Raw genomic sequence first — 19256 nt, 5'->3', positions numbered from 1 at the left:
AGAATGGTGTGTCCGTTCTGTTGTACATAGACGCTGTATCTTGATTTGATGCCGGGATGCGGCGATATGCAAGACCATTTTATAAAATTGCAAAAAAGCATGGGAAAACGAGAGGTTATTTACGGTACGCACGTAACGAAAGACACAGAACGAGGCTGGAGAAGCGTAGCGTTCGCCTTTATGAACAAATTTTACCTAGGAAAAAGAAATAAAAAAAATTTGTGAGTAACAGCGATCGGAAGCTCGGCTGTGGCTGGAGTGGGGTAACGTAAGAACACCATCGTTGAACCATGCGACAACTTAGGCGGCAGTCAGGGTCTTGATGCGTGACAACGAAGGGGAGAGGATCACGATGGGATTGTTTGGAGACGATTTTTATTCAACCAAAGTATCAAGACGCGCCGAACCTGAACAGAAAGGCAAACTTCAGATCATCCGCCCTGGAGGCAGAGCACGTGGACGTGACCGCTGGAGCAATCCGCGCAGATCGCGTACGGGAATCAGTTCCACAGTGAAAGTTGCTGTGATCAGCTCGGTGATCAGCTCCATCGTGACCGTCACGCTGTTTAGCTTCATCACACAGCCCACATCGTTACCGCTGGCGAATGCTACAGGCAACGGTGGTGGAGGTAGTGCACAGGCAACACAGGCAGCTGATCCATACGACCGGATTATCCAGGCAGCAGCCCACGTCCGTCCTTCCGTGGTGAGCATTGTGAACCATAAAACGGGTAGCAGTCTATCGATGGAAGATTCGGCGCTGGGCTCAGGGGTCATTTTCAAGAAGGAAGATGGCAAGGCCTACATTATGACCAACCACCACGTTGTGGAGGGTGCGAGTGATCTGGAGATTGTGACCGTAGATGGGGAGACACACAAAGCGAAGCTGGTTGGCAAGGACCGTGTGAGTGACATTGCTGTATTATCCGCAGAAGATAAAGGGCTGGGTGCAGTCGCGGAGATCGGTGATTCCAGCAAACTTCAGCGCGGTCAAACGGTGTTGGCAATTGGAAACCCGCTCGGTCTAGGCGGTACGCTTACATCTGGTATTGTCAGTTACACGGATCGTATTCTACCAGTATCGATTAATCAGGACGGGGTGTACGACTGGGAGCAAAACGTGATCCAGACGGATGCGGCGATTAATGAAGGTAATAGCGGCGGTGCTTTGGTGGACTTGAACGGCAAAGTGGTCGGCATCAACACGATGAAGATCTCGGATACGGGCGTTGAAGGTCTCGGCTTCGCTATTCCGATGAACGAAGTGATGAGAACGGTCGATTCTCTGCTTTTGAACGGCAAAGTATCTCGTCCTTACCTCGGCGTGTACACGGTGGATCTGAGCAACCCTTATGCACCACTGGATGACGAGCAGCGTAAGGATCTGAAGTTGCCATCTCACGTGGACAGCGGTGTGGTTGTGCTGGAAGCATCCGGTCCGGCATCCGAAGCAGGTATGAAGCTGAATGACGTCATTACGGAATTTGACGGGCAAAAAATTACCTCCACGCTGGATCTACGGAAGTATCTGTACGATGAGAAGAAGATTGGGGATACGATTGAAGTAACCTTCTACCGGGATGGCAAAGCGGAGAAAGTATCGGTGAAGCTGACGGATAAACCGGAGTAAGGGAAGATCAACGAGCGAGCCCATACTGTTGCGTGGATTGAAATAGGGAATGCTAGAAGAGTGATCAGATCAACTGACCACTCTTTTTTAGTTGTTGGATGAGCATTACGCAATGCTTGGTTGTAAGGGGTGAGTTAGGTCGTAATTACATAAGTCAGGAAATCGAAATAACACTGGCTGTAATAGGGATTGGATGTGCTCGTTCGACAGTAAATGAGTAGATCAACCATTTTTATGTTCTCATGATCAGTTAGACCCGGAGCCAAAGGAGCAAATACATAAGACTAGGGCTGTGGTAAACTGTTGTCAATATGTTGGAGACGGTCGCTGATGCAATAACATTTGTTTGTCGATCTGATTTTATTTCAGAATGGAAGGGGTAATTTTGATGAAACATTTGAAGAAAAAGATGCTTGGGGGAACGAGCTTGGCGCTGTCGCTGTTTGTGCTGTCGGCCTGTGGATCTGAGGTAGCTACGACAGGAGCATCTGTAGATACAAGTGCTCTGCAGGAGAAGATTGCAGGGCTTGAGAAGAAACTGGTGGAGCAGGGAGCCAAGAGCGTTGAGCAGGAACAAAAGATCGCAGAGCTTGAGGCCAAGTTGAATGAGCTGAGTACAAATGTGATTGCCGTAGGTGAGGCTGGTGGTCAAACGCCTGTAACATCGGGAAACAACGGATCGGCAGGGAAAGGCGACGGGGTGCTGATTACCTTTGCCCAGTATGAGAAGCTTGAGGTTGGCATGTCGGTGGAAGATGTCATCGAGATCCTTGGCGGCGAAGGTGAAGCACTGAGTGAAGCGGAGAATATGGTGGTTTACAACTATAAAGGCACAGCCGGCAATGGTGCCAATGCGGTTATTGCTTTTCAAGGCGGGAAGCTGTTGACGAAGGCGCAGTCGGGATTGAATTAAAGAGCATGGATTAAGGAGCATTCTTTTCAGGGTACCGTGGAGGTATCTGGAAGGGATGCTTTTTGTGTTCTTTTACGACGAATGGAGAGGTTTGGTGGAGGTTGGGCACGATAAATTAGGGCTAGGGGTTTCTTTTCGGTGGCAGGTGTGATAGAACTGAGAAGTGGCTATCCTGTAATGGGATACGCGGTTGTGAATCGGGAACATAGCTGGTTACAGAAAGGATGCTTAACGGATGTACGTTGTATGCAAAGAACACGTGGACATTGCCATCGACATGTTTGTCGATGAGTATGAGGACGCTCCAGATATCGTTGATCTGAAGGAGACGGAATTTGCCGACTGGGACCCGCCTGCGAAATGCGCCGAGTGCGAACAGCATGCGGAATTTCTCGTCGTTTAGCGTACTGTAGGACTTAGACGGCTGGAGGCGTGACTTAAGGTGGCGCTTCAGGCTGACTTTCCATCCGGTATGAACATCACAGCAAGAAGCCAAGGAGAGCGTGAAGAGCGCTCTTTTTGTGTTTGTGGGGGGAATCTCGTTAGAATTTGGAGAAATGCGTAGTTTAGGTTATATAGTTGGAACGAACGATGCTGTGAAGCATCTTACTTATAGAATATCTCGCAAGACAATTTAGGAGGAATGAATTTTCATGTTTATTCAGATTATTGGTGTAGGCAAATTAAAGGAAAAATATTTGACGCTGGGCATTCAGGAATATGCCAAGCGGCTCGCCCCGTACATCAAGTTTCAGATGATCGAGGTCGCAGACGAAAAGGCGCCCGATACCCTGAGCGAAGCTGAGGTTCGGGCGGTAAAAGAGCGCGAGGGCGAACGCATCCTCGCGCATGTGAAGAGCGAGGCGCACGTGGTCGCGCTCGCATTGGATGGCCAGCTCTGGAGTTCTGAGGAGCTGGCATTGGAGATCGACAAGCTCGGCACGTATGGGACGAGCCATGTCGTGTTTGTCATCGGAGGGAGCCACGGGCTCTCCGATGAGGTGTTGCGCCGCGCGAAGCAGCGCTTGAGCTTCGGGCGCATGACCCTGCCGCATCAGCTTATGCGGCTGGTGTTGGTGGAGCAGATTTATCGCGCGGTGAAGATAAATCGGGGTGAACCGTACCACAAGTAGGGCGAAATTTATGCTAAAACCGCCTAGTTTAATTGAGGAAAGGCAACTAGAATTATGCAGGCAACAAAATACTGCTCAGTGAACTTGATTCGAGTGTCTTTAACGTTCTTATCAGTTACTTGTATCATACATGTAATAAAGGTATGTTTAATCAGGCCCATCCGTCCAACCGGTGGATTGCTCTAGGAGCATAACCCCTTCTTGCCAAATTGCGCCTAAAGACGCTAGCCTGACAGCAATTCTGTTCAGACTCAGTGCTATATGTCATCTTCACTTACCCATTAACGAACTGTTGAGATCGCAATTTTTGTTAGGATCGCTACCAACATGTGAACATGATCGGGCATCTTGTGACCTTTTATAATTTCGACTCTCTTATACTTACACAGACGTCTGAAAATTTCGATTATATTAGATCTTTTCTCACTTGAGTTCCCTCCACCCGCATAGCGGGTGGTTTTTTGTTTCGCGCGTTTCACGCACTCAACTGGCTAAAGCCATAATTAAAAGCCATCCTGTGATCGGGATGGCTCCGGTAGCAGCTTAGTAATTATCATTGTTCATTATTAATTTTCACTTCTAGCCAGTCAATAAGTACATTCATATCTAAAGAATAGTTTTTAAGACGATATGAAATATCATTATCCGATTTGTTCTGGAGTACATCAAATTGATCTTGAGCAGCTCTGCCTAATTCTGAATTTAATGCCATTGCTGTTTTTATCATTTCACCTATATATTCCTCCTGATCATTTGTGAGTCCCGCAAGACTAAGTTGTTCAGCCGTAAATTCATCGATTGATAATCGAACATCTTTTGCTTCTTCGACTGAACTAGTTAGTTCTTCGTTTAGGTACTTCTTTGCAGCATAATGTAAGAAAGTATCCCCAGTATACATATGAAATGGAAGTTTATTTGTTTCGTCTAGTGATACTTCTGTTGAAAATTCATCAATTAATTCTAGTCTTGGTCCCATTTTTTTTCCTTTTAGCACACGCCACCAATCCTCTTTTTCATCATCAGTAACAAAGATAATAGGCTTTTTATTCGTCTTTGCATACTTTAAAATCTGTTTCCAAATTACAAAATCTCCAAATCTATCGGGAACTATAAGATTACTATATTGTTTCCACTCATTATCTTTCTTTAATCGATCTTCAAAACCAGGTGGACGTAATATTTTGTATCTCTCTTGCCCAGATTGAAGAATAGCCTTTAGCTCTTGTTCAGTAAAGCCCTCGCCAACATTTTTAAATAATTTATGAATATTTTCAACAGTTTCTTTTCTTTGAATTATTTCAGATTCATGCGACTTTTCGGTCTCTTCCAGATCTTGTTTGAAATCTTCAATTAACTTTTGAGCATTCTCAAGAAAAGCTGAAACTTTAATGAAAGGATGATTTCTATATTGCTTGAATTCCTTTTTTGTTTCTTCTAAAGCTGGATTAAACAACTTTTTGACAATACCACTTATCTTTCCGTAGGAATTTTTTAAATCATTTTGAACATTAGTTACATTATACTGATATTCTAATAAAACCTGATGTGGGACCCATAACCTTTCACTAATCTTCTCCAATACAGTTAAAAAGTCTTTATTTGTTGAATTTGTATATCTATTAAAATTTAATAATATATTAGTATCCATTACAAACAAGCAATTTTCCCATAAGAGATCGTAGTCTGCTTCGGCATATTCGAGATGCCAACGAAGATTAGATATCATTGTGTCCTCCAAATTTAGATAAAGACGATTGATTTCTTCTTTGCATGGGAGTTCCTCACCTCATTTTCTAATTTATAGATTTTATAATTGGAAGTTTTTGTATTTCAATATTAAATGATTTTGTTAGGATTAGCACTAAAAGATTGAGTGGTTACGTTAGACAGCAAATTAAAAATTTTAATAGGAGAGAGTAGTTTTGGCATACTAGAATTTTGCCTTACAAATGTTACGGTGATGATTTAAACACCAAGGGGAACTAAACTAGTAAGAAATAGGCGAAAAATGAGCCGCTATCAGTGGAATGACATGATGAACCATACCAAAAGTAAGAAAGAAGTAAAAGCAAAGAAGAGTAGTTATTTCTGCTTTTGCAATTAAGTACTTCATACTTCTAATACAATATCAATAAATTCAAAATTATGTCCGGCTTCCAAGATATCACTATATTTGTCTAATGTTTTTGAATCTATAATAAGTCCTTTCAAGTTGCTCCCAGTAAATTTTGCGTTCTCTAGTCTAGTGTTACCTAGGTTTACTCTATTTAAATTTGTATAACTCAAATTAGCATTTCTTAAATCGCTGAATTCCAAATTCGAATCTTCTAGATCAGAATAAGTTATAGTAGCACTATTTAATATAGCGTAACTTAGATCAGTGTCTTTTAAATTTGTAAAACTTAATTCTGTTCTATATAGATTAGCATTTTTAAAATGACAATGATTGAGATTAGAATGTGAGATAGTTGTGTTTTGAAATCCTACATTCTCAAAGTAGGATTTACTTAAATCACAGTTAGTTATTTTGGAATTACTTAGATTCATGTTATCAAAGGTAGCGTAATTTAATATTATTGAATTTAAGTTTAAATTCTCCAAATTGATTATCCCAAGTGGGTTAAATTTGAACTCATAATTAATTGAATTAGCGATTGTAACCAGTCTTGCAAGTTTATCTTCTTTTAAATCAAACTCATTTATCATTAAAAATTCATCTAAGAATGATAAAAGTGATATTAAACATTCAGCTAAATTACATTGCATCTTTCTTAAGGTAATATCTTTATAATTTTGGTAGTATAACCTTATTGCGGATAATTGATTTGTACCTATAGAGTCAATCACTGTATGAGGAACAAGTTCGCTTAGAAAAAAAGACATTAATTTTGAGTATATTTCTCTTAGAATATTTTTTTGAACGTCTTTTAGTAATTCAGTAAGAAAAATTTCTACATTGTCTATAATTTTTAATGTCGAAAAAGTTTTATAAAGTTCCACATAGAATATCTCTTGTTCCATTTTTAACAGTTCAATTAATTTTCTGACTATAGCACTTGATCCTAGGTACTCTTTAAATGATTTATGCACAAAATCAAACTCAAAGAAATCTACAACCTCAAAACTTTGTACAAATGTTGTGTTTGTGTTTATTAATAAAATTGAGCTAAGTTTCTGTTTGCTAATTTCTAAATGTGGGGTTAATTTAAATAGCATTTTGTCATTTATTGAAGTAGGTAATAATTCTTTCTCTAAAACTTCGGAGATTGTAATAGTATCTATACCATTAGTAAGCATAGTTAGGCTTAAATTCTCGTTAAACTCTTTTAATAAAGTTTTTAATTCTATATTACCAATCGAAAAAACTTGTAATAAATTCAATTGGTCTTCAGTAATGTATTTTTCATTACCGTTAGTCCACTCAAATAGTTGTCTATATATTTCCAGTCTATTAAGTTTTTTCTCAATTAATTGAGGATTTGATCTTAGCATCTTAAAGAAAAGATATAACATCAAAGGTTGATTAAAAATCTCTTGTTCAAGATTGATGGTATTTGTTTGGTTGCTTATCCCGTTTAATGCATTCCATTTTGTTATCCATTCATTAGTTTGTTTAGAAGAGAAGGGAGTTATATAAATTATTTGACAACCTAATAAAAAATCACATATACGATTGTTCAAAATAGAAACTCTACTTGTTAATAAAACTTTAATGTTTCTGTAAATATCATTGAAACTAACTACAGAATCAATAAAATTCTCATGTTCTTCAAAAGAGTTTAGTTTAATTTCGTCTAATCCATCTAATATTATTGTAATGTCTAAACTAGCAAAATAACTTTGATGAATATTACTTGATATATACTCATTTAAATGTTTAATTAAATCCTTTGAGAACTCTCCGGAAAAATTGAATTTTTTTAATTCTATTCTGATAATTGTAGTATTCTTAGTAGATTCTTCGACTAATAACCATTTAGTAAAAGTGCTTTTTCCCATTCCAGGACTACCTAAAATTATTGTTGGTTTTCCAGTAGTTTTTACATTGCGTATAGTGGAATATACTTCTTCTTTATCTCTAAGTTGTAATTTTAAAGTTTGTAAATCCAAAAATCTATCTTTTAGCTTATAACTAAAAGCGTATAGAGGTATATAAATATCCAAAACAGTGAATTTTTCATCATAAAGTATCTCTGTTAATTGATAATTAGCCTGTTGCTGACACCAATTTTTTAACTCCATATTTAGAATATCTATTGAAGTATTAGTTTGCTCTGGCGGAATGAGATGTTTTTCTATTTCCTCTAACTTTCTATGTGTGAAGTTGTGGTATTCAAAGTTTTCTTCTTTAAAATTTTTAATAGACTCTTCAAGCGATTGAATAGAATTTAATGTGTTAATGGAATTCTTAATATTTATGTAATCTAATTGTCTGGGTTCTATTTTTTCAAGATAATCAAAAATATAAAAATTAATTAAAGCATGTCCTATATGTCTACCTATAATTTCTGGATTATCTGAGTAGTCCATTTTTTGAGAAATACTATATGCAATATTATATAAAGAATCGTTATCTTTGAATAATTGATTAAAATCATAATTTATTTTTAATAATTCATCAATTACTAGCTGCGGTTCTTTTTTTAAAATATCTTTTACATTCATTAATTGGCATTTAATTTTATCTGATTTAACTAGTTTTATTTGTTTATCTAGTGAATTAAAGAGAGAAATAGTTAATTGGTCATTTAGATTAGTTTTACTTTTAAAATTTTCTGCTAAGGTTTTACTAGAAAGAGCAGTGTTAATAATTGTAAGTAATGAATTAACAGTGGTGTTTCCTAATGTTTGGGATAGCCATGCAATAAAAGTCATGTTGATCTCCTTTGAATTATTCTGCATTAAATACAAATATATCTCATTTATTACATTGCGCTAAATATTAGACTAAGTAAAGCAAAAATCATGTAATTTAATTAGAGTAAATTACCTGTTTTCTTAGAGATATTTATAGAGTCCCTCTTATAGATATCAGTTTTTATGCACTAGTAATCTTTTCGACAAAGTCCGTCTATATCCTTCAAAAGGATTATTTACGACAAAATCATAAAATCAACACATACACGAATGTTAAAGTTTTAGTTTTTTGATCTGTTTATTTAGCCAATAGAGTGATACGGTGAACTGTACCACAAATAAATGAAATTTTTAGTATATGGAGAATTTTGTTATTTTCGCTATAGTAAAGATATAAATAGAGAGATTATAAATTTTAATGATATAGGAGTGATGTTATGGGACAGGTTGCACGAAATGCACTTAAAGGTTACACATTTCAGCACTACATATTTACGCTGTTTTTAGCAAAGATGGACGTTGAAAGAAAAATCAAAAAGATTGAATCGGAAACAATTATAAGTGGGAACTTTGACGATTTATATATAGAGGCAAATGAGAACTATAGAATTCAAGTAAAAAATTACCCAAGTACTACATTGGATGACATTGTTATAACAAGAGATGTTGTTAAAATCAAAGGAAACTCTAATGACTACAATCAAGAAGAGAATAATATTGTAATTATTAATACTGATCAGATTGAAACAGATTCAGAATTTATGGGATTTCCAGCAATAGAATTAGACGGAATTGTCATAATACCACTAACTCCCATTGATGTGCAAAATCTACTTGATGAGATGTTTAGTACTGAAAGTAGAGAAATTCAAATTATTCAGTTTGCATTTTCTATGATAACTTCTTCAAAATTTATGGTGAACGAAGAGGAGCTACCAAAAGTGATTAGGATGTCTCTAGATTTAGGTGACAGAACAATCTTAATACGAGAACCATTAGATAGCGTGGAAAAGGGTGTTTTATGGATATACGGAAAGCCTGGTGTAGGAAAGAGCCATTATGTTAAAGAGTTGATTCAAAAGTATAGTGATGCAATAGTATATAGATTTTGGATTGGATCTCAAGACGAACGACTAATGAAACGTTTGCAATTTGATGTGTTTTTAGATGATGTGGCGCTAGGAATATTCAAATCTCCAAAAAGTTACACTATTGAAGAATTGATTCAAGAAATTATCAGACAAGATAAAATATTGATTATTGATGGTCTTGATCATGTTGAAAATTATAATCCGACAGAACTTCAATTATACATCGATTTTATTAATTCATTAGAGGATACCCGCCTCATTGTTTTGTCAAGACCACTTTTGGCAAAAGTTAGTTGGAGACCAAAGGAATTGATAAATTGGAGTTTTGAAGAAACTGCATTATATCTGGCATTGGCTTACGACATTTCTGATTACAGATTTGTTAGTAAAATCTATGAAGTTACTGATGGTTATCCGATAATCACTTACTTTATTGCGGAACATTATAAAACTCATGAAGAGATTAACATTACGCTGGAGATTGAAAACTTAAATCAATATTATGGGATGTTGCTTGAAAAAGTTAATCCAAAATCATTATTATCTATTTTTGCAACAAACAATAGTTTCTTCACAGAATCTGAGCTTAGAACTATTCTTAAAGAATCTTTCCTGGTAGACGTAATCATGGAATTTATTGAAGGACATCCATACTTGTTTAAAAGGACGATAAATAGGATATCTTTAATTCACGATAGTTTTAACACATACTTGAGACTTCAACTTGAAAGTTATTCAGGATTAGAAGGCAGAGTGAATCAGATTGTACAGAGTAGTTTGTTGAGTGGAGATGTTAATTTCATGTCAAGATTGTCTTCATTTAAACTTAGTGAAGATTTCTATAAAGAACTATTACGGATGTATAGCGAAGTTGATATTTTTTCAGCCTTACTTAAAAAAACCTTAGATTTTAATTCAATATCCTCATTTTACGGACAACTACAGAAGTTATTAGAGCAACGAGAAGGAGTACTAGATGTATATCAGTATTATTCATTCGCTTTGATTTATCAGATGGCTAATCGTAATGACTTAATTGGGTATGATGGTTTGATGTATCAAATTATTGTATATATGAATACTCATTTAACTATAGAGGAAGAGATATTTAGTACAGGCGTTTTATGGAATACTTTCATTCTTTTAAAATTGCAGGATGAAGCATCATATAAAAGATATTTGACAGATTGTATGTATGATCAAAATCAAATATATGAACTATATGAGATATTCAATGATGAACAATGTTACTTTGAGAAACGGAAAAACAAGCCGAACTATAAAAAAACATTAAAAAAATTACAAAACAATGATATATCTCATTTTGATAAGCAAGATATCTTAATTAGACATATGGTTAATGTCTGGGTTAATCAAGACCAAGAGGATATCTATTTTAAAATACTTGATGAATACTTGAACAACGATAGAAGCATAGCAACTTACCAACTTAGTAAAATTAGCGAAGACTATGGTATTGATGCTAGATGGTCAGCCAGAATGTTGTCATCTGTTAAACACCAACTCAATGAGTTAGGTTTATTAGGAGAGAATAATATATTTTATGATAAATCTTTGGACGACATTATTAAGGAAAGTGCTGCGAATGGATCTTTTGAAGCAGTAGATTATGCGAAATCCTTTATAAGGTTAGCAAATCATGAAAAGAGAAAAATTGATATTTATTCAGTTAACCGACTGTGGGCAATGTATTACAATCGAAAAGATTATAGTGTATATACACTTGATAGAGCATTAAGTGTGTTTGAGAAATTCGGTTTTATAGAAGAACTAAAGTCGATTGATATACTAAGAAAAGTTATGAATCAAAGTGAAAAAGGGATTAGACATTTACTTAGAAGTTATTTAGATATGAAAGATGATTCACTAATAAATAAATTAGTTCAAATGGGTGCATTCGATGATAGGGATTTTCCGGTAGATGTATTCGATTTAATACCTGAGAAAATAAATTGCCTTGATGTTAAGCACATTGATTATAGAATACATGAAATGCTTTCATATCATAGTTTTGGAAGGAAGATTGAATACACAGATATAAAAAATCCGTTGCAAAGCAAGTACTGTATACGAGTTCTTGATGCTATATATGACTATGGTTACAAAATATCAGGACTAATTGATGATGAAAAAATCGAGGAAATGATCACTGAAAAAGGAATAGAGACTTTAAAGTATTTAAAAGAAGAAGAAGAGGGGGAGTTTATTCCATTTAAACATGGATGTATTCATGAAGAAGACATCGCGTATATTCGAGATAATCAGATCGGATTTCTTGAAGTATCAAGATACTCAGATGGATGGTATTCCTGTTTACCTTTTGTGGATATCTATTCTCTTTTTGATTTGGTTGAAATCAGAATGTACCACTTAAAGATACTGCATAATGCAATGTTTGCTAGAGTATCAGGTAGAGAATACATTGGTGATTGGCATTTGTTGATTGGTAATATTCCACAATTTCTTGATCAATACAAGATTGATATCGACTGGCACAAAATGTATGAAACTTTAAAATGGTTTTTAAGAGAATCATTAATTTACGATGCTGATCATAATGAGCAACTGAAGTGATTCAATGAGGTCCAACTAAAATTAGCCAGCCGTTAGTCTCATAGACCTCCCCCTCTATAGGGGAAGTGGGGACGGTATGAAATTAGGAAACATGCACTAGAAGAAAGATACTCATAGGAAAATCTTTTAATTTCGCTCTACAGATGATATGGGGAACCGTACCACAAGTAACAGTGTGGGATTTTTTGATGAAAACAAAGCTCACCCTAAAGAAAAAAAGAGCATTTTTTACCAAGTGAAGCCTCTATCCCAATTAGCGGAATAGAGCTCTACACACAAAAAAGATCCAATCACCTGAAATGACTGGACCCTCAATCATAAACTTAAATTTCAAAATCAATCGTACCCTTTTCGGTTAATTCAAAGGGACCTGGTGTGACATCTGCATTGGGTCTCTTTGTTCCGAAAAAGTCGGAGTCAAAATGATAGGGCGTGCTGTCTGGTTCCTCATACTTCATATCGGCGTGATAAGTCTTTCCAAGTAGATCCGTGGTAACTAGCATTGATGAGGTTCCCCGAAGCAATCTTGGATCATGGATCTGAATGTGCACTTTGCCTAGTGCAAGATTCGTCTCAATTGTTACGCCCTTCTGTGCAACTATCTTCGCTTGGGATTCGTGACGACTTGGAACCGCATCGTTAAGAAATACATTGCCACCCATAGCTACCGGAAGAACGGCATTGCCTATAAAGAAATCCTTTGCCGCATCGCCAAGCTCCATAAGCTCCTCTTTGGTGTATTCCCACCATTTCTTATCTTTCACATCCGGATGTTGATCGTAGCCTCCAAGTCCCACAGCATGCAGATAACATATGGAATTGTCCGGAACACCATCCATGACCGTCTTCCCGTCCTCTCCAACTTCATCCCTTGATTTAAGTGGAAGATGCTCAAAAAAGGTGATGGGCACAGGCTCCTTATTAGGATCATTGTCACCTATAAAGATATTGTTGTAGTACCTGTCATCGCCTCCAGTGATATTGGAGTATCCCGCCATGGCCGTCTCGTGAGGGAAATGATATGGCGTAATACGAGTAATTTCGGAACGAACGACAAATCGGCCTGCAAATAAATTATGAGCAAATGCCCCGCCCTGAGCCATATTTCTGAAATTCATCGGAGAGAGAAATAGATTGTGATCGACCATATACGGACCATGGCACACCTCAACGAAGAGGTCTTCCGAAAGATTGTCAAAAAATACATTACGACTGATGCGAGTGCCCTGTGCCTGCCAGTCCAGCCAAAGCGCACGGTAACAGCTATACATTATATTTTCGCTAATTTGAGTATCCAGGGAAGCATGCAGTTTAATTCCCGCTACTTCGGCACCGTGTCTGAGTCGTTTGTGGTGAATATTATAAATACGGTTCTGATATATGTGGCTGAAGGCTGCTCCCATATGACCCACAATACCTGCCTGTTCACAATCGTGAATTACATTACCTCGAACTGTGTGACTGCCGATGTTATCTTTATGCCAGCCGGAGCGTAATGCTCGTAAAATAACCTCCTGCTCGCGTTGAGTACCACCTTTACTATGCTTCTCCAAAGACTTGGTGTGGCCTGTGCCGATTTCGGTACCCAGGCTAATACCAACGCAATTGGATTCACTGATTATATTGTTTTCAATAATCCAGCCCTTGCTCCAGTGAGGTCCAATCAAACCTTCCTGGTAGTCCGTAGGTGGTGCCCATTGGGGGGAGGCTTGACGAAGTGTGAAACCACTTACGGTGATATAGTTCAGTCCCGGTTTATCAGGCCAAAAGCAATAAGGACGTACATTAATTTCTACATTTTCCGTACGAGGGTCTTTTCCACCAAAGGTGGCCCAGATTTTTGTTGTTGTAGAACCAACCTCGGCATACCATTTTAACAATGAATCCTTGGGATACTTGGCTTCGGACCAAACTCCAGGATTGTGAACGCTTTCAATACTATCGCATTCATACAATGATTTGCCATCCAAATAGACATCGCCGAGATGAATTGGGAAGGGCCCGTCAAACAACCAGTCTCCACTGAGCTCTACCTCATAGGGATTGCGAACGGAAAAGAGGGAATTGGGCACTTCTGTGCTCCAGACATTGTTTCCTTCAGAATTCCAGTTGGTAATCCGTTCAGCTCCTGTAATCACGACTTCCCCGTCTCCTGCGGATCGATATACGATTCTATGCTCCGCTGTTCCTCCATTAGCCGGGTTAACCCATTCCCTGTATACTCCCGCATGAACAGTAACTGTATCACCGGCCATGGCATGAGCCGCAGCGCGTGATATGGTACGAAGGGGTTGATCCGCTGTTCCTTTTCCTTGATCATTCCCATGGTTGGATACATGATATTCCATAACAACTCTCCTTCTATTTTAAAATGTTTGTTGTATCCCGTTATTATACTAGAAAATAATTATAATGGCAGAGATAGGAAGGTGTATGTTAGCCTGAATTGATATTGATAAAAGGTAAAACCACATCCACTACCCTATGAAGTTGTGGATTTTTGCGTATTAAAGTCTTCTAGCTATTGTTAAAAGCTATGACTAGCCATGCTTTTTTCATATAACAAGCATTCCTTTCCATCATGCTATACTCATTAGACTAAAAAGTTAGAAGGAGAAATAGTTATGATACCATTTCGTAATGATCATGTAGGTAGCTTTCTACGTCCTGCAGATTTAAGTCAGGCACGTGAACAATATAAATTAGGCAACATCACATATGAGCAATTAAGAGCTGTGGAAGATAAAGAGATTATTCGAATTATTGAAAAGCAAAAGGAAAATGGCGTATTGGCAGTTACGGATGGTGAATTCCGCAGAAGCTGGTGGCATTTTGATTTCCTGGGCGGCCTGGATGGCGTAGAGCTGTATGAGCAAATAGATGGACCAAAATTCCACAATATGCAAACGCGCAAGGGTGGGATTCGTGTTGTTGGTAAAGTTGATTTCTCGAGTCATCCCTTTGTTCAGGATTTTGAGTTTTTGAAAAAGCATGCAGGTGACGCAGTAGCGAAACAGACCATTCCAAGTCCAAACATGCTTCTATATCGATTGGAGAATGACGCCAATATCTATACGGACCGAGAGCAATTTCTTCAGGATACGATTGCGGCGTATCAAAAAGCCATTCAAGCCTTCTATGATGCAGGATGTCGATACCTGCAATTAGATGATACAGCTTGGGCAGACCTGTTCTCAGAAGCTGGTCACGATAAGCTACGTGCTAAAGGTCTGGAACCGGCGGAAGAGTTGAAAACGATGCAGCGCATGATTAATGAATCCTTGTCTCATAAACCGGCAGATTTAGTGGTGACGATGCATATTTGTCGTGGTAACTATAAATCGAACTATTTCTCAACGGGTGGTTATGATTACGCTTCTGAAGTTATCTTTGGAGGCTTAAACGTAGATGGTTTATTTTTAGAATTTGATGATGAGCGCTCAGGTGGTTTCGAGCCATTAAAATATGTGAATCGAAAAGATTTGAAAATCGTGCTTGGTTTACTCACATCAAAAACAGGCGAGTTAGAGGATAAAGAACACATTAAAGCTCGGATTGCAGAGGCGGCAACCTATGTACCACTTGAGCAACTTTGTTTGAGTCCACAATGTGGCTTTTCATCTACAGAAGAAGGCAATATTTTAACGGAAGAACAACAATGGCGTAAACTTCGTTATGTTAAGAAAATTGCAGAAGAAGTTTGGAATTAATCCATTTAAATAACGGAGGGGATGTAAAATGACAATTCAAGCAGACCAAGAGACAATTATAGTTGAAGCGTTCATTAATGGTCAAAATGTAAAATCCCTTTCGCAGTTAGCAAAAGAGAATCCGACAAACCCAACTGAGATCGTAGGTTATTTCCCTGTCACTACGAAAGAACAAGCGGTTGAAGCGATTGAAGCAGCGGCAGGAGCTTTTAAAACATGGAAGCAGACCACCATTGATGAACGCATTATGATGATGCGCAAGGCGATCGAGAAGATTAGAGCAGCTGAGAATGAAATTGTGAATTTGCTGTCTAGAGAGCATGGCAAGCCCCTGTATGATGCACACGGTGAAATTTATGTTTCGTTAATGTGGATGGAGTTTGCTTGTAATGAAGCCAAATCGGCTCTACAGGAAGAGATCAAAGAGCATGAGAATGGTAAAACGATTCTTTCCTATGATCCAATTGGTGTGGTGGCAGCGATTAGTCCATGGAACTATCCCATTGCTTTATCTACGATTAAGATCGCTCCTGCCTTACTTGCGGGCAACACGATTGTGCTTAAACCAAGCCCATATGCGCCACTGGCGGCAGCGAAGGTGGCAGAGATTATTGCGAGTGAGTTCCCGGCTGGGGTAATCAATGTCGTTCATGGTGATGCGGATGTGGGTGTTGAACTAACTAGTAATCCTCTTGTTACTAAAATCGCTTTTACAGGTGGAACCGCAACAGCTAAGCATATCATTAAAGCTGCGTCGGAAACGATTAAGGATATGACGCTTGAGCTTGGTGGTAATGATGCGGCTATCTTCTTGGAAAGCTTTGATGTTCATGATGAGCGAGCAATGCGCCGGATTGTCATTTCTAATTTCTTGACTGCAGGCCAGATCTGTATGATCGCCAAACGTGTGTATGTGCACCGTTCTATTTATGATGAGTTTGTGGAAAAATATATAGAGGCCGCTAGTCGCTGGATTCGAATTGGTGACCCATTTGATTCAAATACGACAGTAGGTCCACTTAATAACCTGAAGCAGAAAAATTATGTGCTTGGTTTGGTTGAAGATGCGCAAAAGCGTGGGGCTAAGGTCATCCCTCTCGGTCAAATTCTTGATCAGAAGCTGTTTGAACAAGGTTACTACCTACAACCTACGCTTGTCTTAGGTTGCGATGTTCATGATCCGATTGTAGTGGAGGAACAGTTTGGTCCTACGGTTCCGATTCTGCCATTTGACGATGAAGAGCAGGTTATTCATCTACACAATGAAAGCATATATGGATTGACGAGTTCTGTATGGGGGAAAGAAGAGGATGCCATCTCCGTCGCACGTCAACTCGAAGCTGGAACGACCATGATCAATACAGCTGCTGTGCAGGGGCTCGACGTTCGGTTCCCTTTCGGTGGGGTTAAGCAATCCGGTATTGGCCGTGAATACGGCGCGGAAGGTATCCGCACTTATACAGAAAAGCATGTCATCAACGTTCCGAAGACACTGGATCTTCCTTATATCCCAGAGTAAATGGTATACCACAAACTTCCACATCGTACGAGGAATGTACATGTAAAGTTGAATGTAGGCTCTAACTTTGCGCTTTGTTTACTGATTTTTAAGAATCAGTAGACAGGGCGTTTTTTTGTCAGATCAGTTTGACCGCAGCAACTTTTTAGAAAAAATTAACTCATATCTGCTGGAGATGAGCCTGAAGAAATAAAGAAGCCACTCCATTATTTTGAAGTGGCTTTGTACTCAGCTATTATACGGTGAACGGCGGCTATCTTCTACCTAGTGTCTCCCAAATGCCATGGAGCCAGGAGTCGAATTCAGCATCTTTGTCGCCCTCGTAAGTATCATAAATATCCAGACGTGTCTTTTGCAGTTTTTCCTTAAATTGCTCGAATGTGTGACCTTCAGGAAGGCTTTTTTTAATCCGTAGCAAAATTTTGTTAGTACCTTTAAACAGCTCACCTTTGTTTTTGGCAGGCATTTGTACATCTTCATCCAACTGCTTGAGCTTGTGATATGCGGCTTCGCGCACTTGAAACACTTGATCATTTTTCAAAACATGCTGAAGCAATTTAATGGTAGGAGCTGTATTCCAGTTCCCCAATTCGTTCACTGCATTCAGTCTTTCTCTCCAGCTCGACGTCCGGTTAGCCGCTCGTTTGAGCTCTTCAAAGTTCTCCGGTAGTTCGTTAACTGCTCCAATATCATGGTTGTTCGTCAAAATTCAATCTCCTTAATCATCGCCATCTCGGCAGAATGATGAATGTTATTTATGTGATCACTATTATAGCACGAACCTGACTAAACTACTCCTATGAAGCCGATTGGTTAGCCTTTTCCTTAATGAAGTCCACCATATACACCCAACCAATCAGTCCGCATAAAACAAAACCAAACGCATGCAGAGATCCGTAAATGGGAATAAAATCGAGTATGGTTAAGGAGTACATATTTTTCAGTAACGGATAGAAGATGGAAATGACAATAACCGTGTAAAAGGCTAGACAAGAAAGGCCTAAGAAGAAGGCTGCCTTAACATCCAAAGCATTTTTCCTCAAGTAAGCAAGGAGATAAGCGGTGTAAACCACAATATTGCAGGCGAACAAACTGACACCGACGTATTCAATCGGCTTGGAGAAAATCATACCAATAGCAATCAAGATTGGTCCGATGATATCGATGGCAACAACCCAGGGATACCAGCTTTTCTTCGTCATGATGCGTCCCAGTGCACCAATAAAAATCGGAACGATCGCAGATGAGAAATGAAAGTGGAGCGAGCTTAACGCGTGCGTTGCAGGATTAGCTTGAAAGAGGGTTAATTGATATTGATATAAGGTAAACCAAATGCCCCCGATAAAAAAATAAACGAGCCCCGCACCAATCGCTATTTCCGCTGCTTTTCCTTTAGAGATCACAATAGTGGTCAAGCCATAGATGCCGAGCAGCAGTGTGAACAGTAGCCACCCAAGGGACAGAATCCCCGGTATTACCGTGCTTTCTAACCCCCACATCTTACTACTCATTACCGAGGCCAGGGTAAGAAGCGCAGCGGGAAATTGAAGCCATTTCATAGCAGCATAAATCATTCGTTGATGTTTATTCTTTTCGTCAGGGTTCAAAAGTAAAATCACAAGAGGTACAATGACAAAAGCCGCAAAAAGCAGAAATTTTTCAACAAGTTCGAATTGGAAGTAATCAAGGGAAAATATCAGAATGGTTATGATTCCACCGGGAAACACTGGTGCTAATAATGATTTCATTCGTTGCTTCAAGGAACTATTCATGGGGTTTCCTTTCTAACTACGTTTATCGTGTAATAA

12 protein-coding genes and 1 pseudogene are annotated in these 19256 nt (G+C 38.5%); 7 read left to right on the top strand and 6 right to left on the bottom strand.

Annotated elements, in window-relative coordinates; all coding sequences use genetic code 11:
• Nucleotides 1–352: 352 nt before the first annotated feature.
• The 4 genes from NST33_RS30990 (at nucleotide 353) to rlmH (ending at nucleotide 3676) form a co-directional block, all read left to right on the top strand.
• The gene (locus NST33_RS30990; RefSeq protein ID WP_221820213.1) at nucleotides 353–1630 is read left to right on the top strand and encodes a trypsin-like peptidase domain-containing protein; all 1278 of its coding nucleotides are present in this window, start codon (nucleotides 353–355) and stop codon (nucleotides 1628–1630) included.
• A gap of 388 nt (nucleotides 1631–2018) precedes the next feature.
• A complete protein-coding gene (locus NST33_RS30985; protein ID WP_260632668.1) occupies nucleotides 2019–2543 on the top strand; it encodes a hypothetical protein in 525 nt (174 codons plus the stop codon).
• A gap of 235 nt (nucleotides 2544–2778) precedes the next feature.
• On the top strand, nucleotides 2779–2946 hold the full coding sequence (locus NST33_RS30980; protein ID WP_017691462.1) for a CxxH/CxxC protein: 168 nt from the start codon (nucleotides 2779–2781) through the stop codon (nucleotides 2944–2946).
• A gap of 250 nt (nucleotides 2947–3196) precedes the next feature.
• Nucleotides 3197–3676, top strand: coding sequence for a 23S rRNA (pseudouridine(1915)-N(3))-methyltransferase RlmH (rlmH, locus tag NST33_RS30975; RefSeq protein WP_017691463.1), 480 nt, complete (start codon nucleotides 3197–3199; stop codon nucleotides 3674–3676).
• 290 nt (nucleotides 3677–3966) lie between these two features.
• On the opposite strand, the pseudogene NST33_RS30970 reads toward rlmH, so the two are convergent.
• From NST33_RS30970 to NST33_RS30960, 3 genes and pseudogenes are all read right to left on the bottom strand, one after another.
• Nucleotides 3967–4095 (bottom strand): annotated as a pseudogene (locus NST33_RS30970) (transposase); the annotation flags it as partial.
• A gap of 134 nt (nucleotides 4096–4229) precedes the next feature.
• On the bottom strand, nucleotides 4230–5402 hold the full coding sequence (locus tag NST33_RS30965) for a PIN-like domain-containing protein (RefSeq protein ID WP_221820209.1): 1173 nt from the start codon (nucleotides 5400–5402) through the stop codon (nucleotides 4230–4232).
• Nucleotides 5403–5785: 383 nt separating this feature from the next.
• A complete protein-coding gene (locus NST33_RS30960) occupies nucleotides 5786–8551 on the bottom strand; it encodes a pentapeptide repeat-containing protein (protein ID WP_221820207.1) in 2766 nt (921 codons plus the stop codon).
• A gap of 419 nt (nucleotides 8552–8970) precedes the next feature.
• Between NST33_RS30960 and NST33_RS30955 the strand changes: the two genes are divergently transcribed.
• The gene (locus NST33_RS30955; protein WP_221820206.1) at nucleotides 8971–12219 is read left to right on the top strand and encodes a hypothetical protein; all 3249 of its coding nucleotides are present in this window, start codon (nucleotides 8971–8973) and stop codon (nucleotides 12217–12219) included.
• A 323-nt stretch (nucleotides 12220–12542) separates the two neighbouring features.
• On the opposite strand, the gene NST33_RS30950 is transcribed toward NST33_RS30955, so the two are convergent.
• A complete protein-coding gene (locus NST33_RS30950) occupies nucleotides 12543–14567 on the bottom strand; it encodes a right-handed parallel beta-helix repeat-containing protein (protein WP_339306301.1) in 2025 nt (674 codons plus the stop codon).
• Between the two features lie 276 nt (nucleotides 14568–14843).
• Here NST33_RS30950 and NST33_RS30945 point away from each other — a divergent pair, with 276 nt between their 5' ends.
• The gene (locus tag NST33_RS30945) at nucleotides 14844–15929 is read left to right on the top strand and encodes a 5-methyltetrahydropteroyltriglutamate--homocysteine S-methyltransferase (protein WP_339306299.1); all 1086 of its coding nucleotides are present in this window, start codon (nucleotides 14844–14846) and stop codon (nucleotides 15927–15929) included.
• Nucleotides 15930–15957: 28 nt separating this feature from the next.
• Entirely contained in the window at nucleotides 15958–17448 is a 1491-nt protein-coding gene (locus NST33_RS30940) for an aldehyde dehydrogenase family protein (RefSeq protein ID WP_339306297.1), read from the top strand.
• Nucleotides 17449–17701: 253 nt separating this feature from the next.
• Here NST33_RS30940 and NST33_RS30935 read toward each other — a convergent pair whose 3' ends face one another.
• Nucleotides 17702–18154: a HEAT repeat domain-containing protein gene (locus NST33_RS30935; protein WP_339306295.1), complete on the bottom strand. Its 453-nt coding sequence runs from the start codon at nucleotides 18152–18154 to the stop codon at nucleotides 17702–17704.
• Between the two features lie 91 nt (nucleotides 18155–18245).
• Nucleotides 18246–19220, bottom strand: coding sequence for a YndJ family transporter (locus NST33_RS30930; protein WP_339306293.1), 975 nt, complete (start codon nucleotides 19218–19220; stop codon nucleotides 18246–18248).
• Between the last annotated feature and the right edge of the window lie 36 nt (nucleotides 19221–19256).

This window comes from Paenibacillus sp. FSL L8-0435 (assembly GCF_037965655.1).
Classification (GTDB): domain Bacteria; phylum Bacillota; class Bacilli; order Paenibacillales; family Paenibacillaceae; genus Paenibacillus.
Note: the sequence above shows the minus strand (reverse complement) of the source record. Positions and strands in the feature narration are given on the sequence as shown.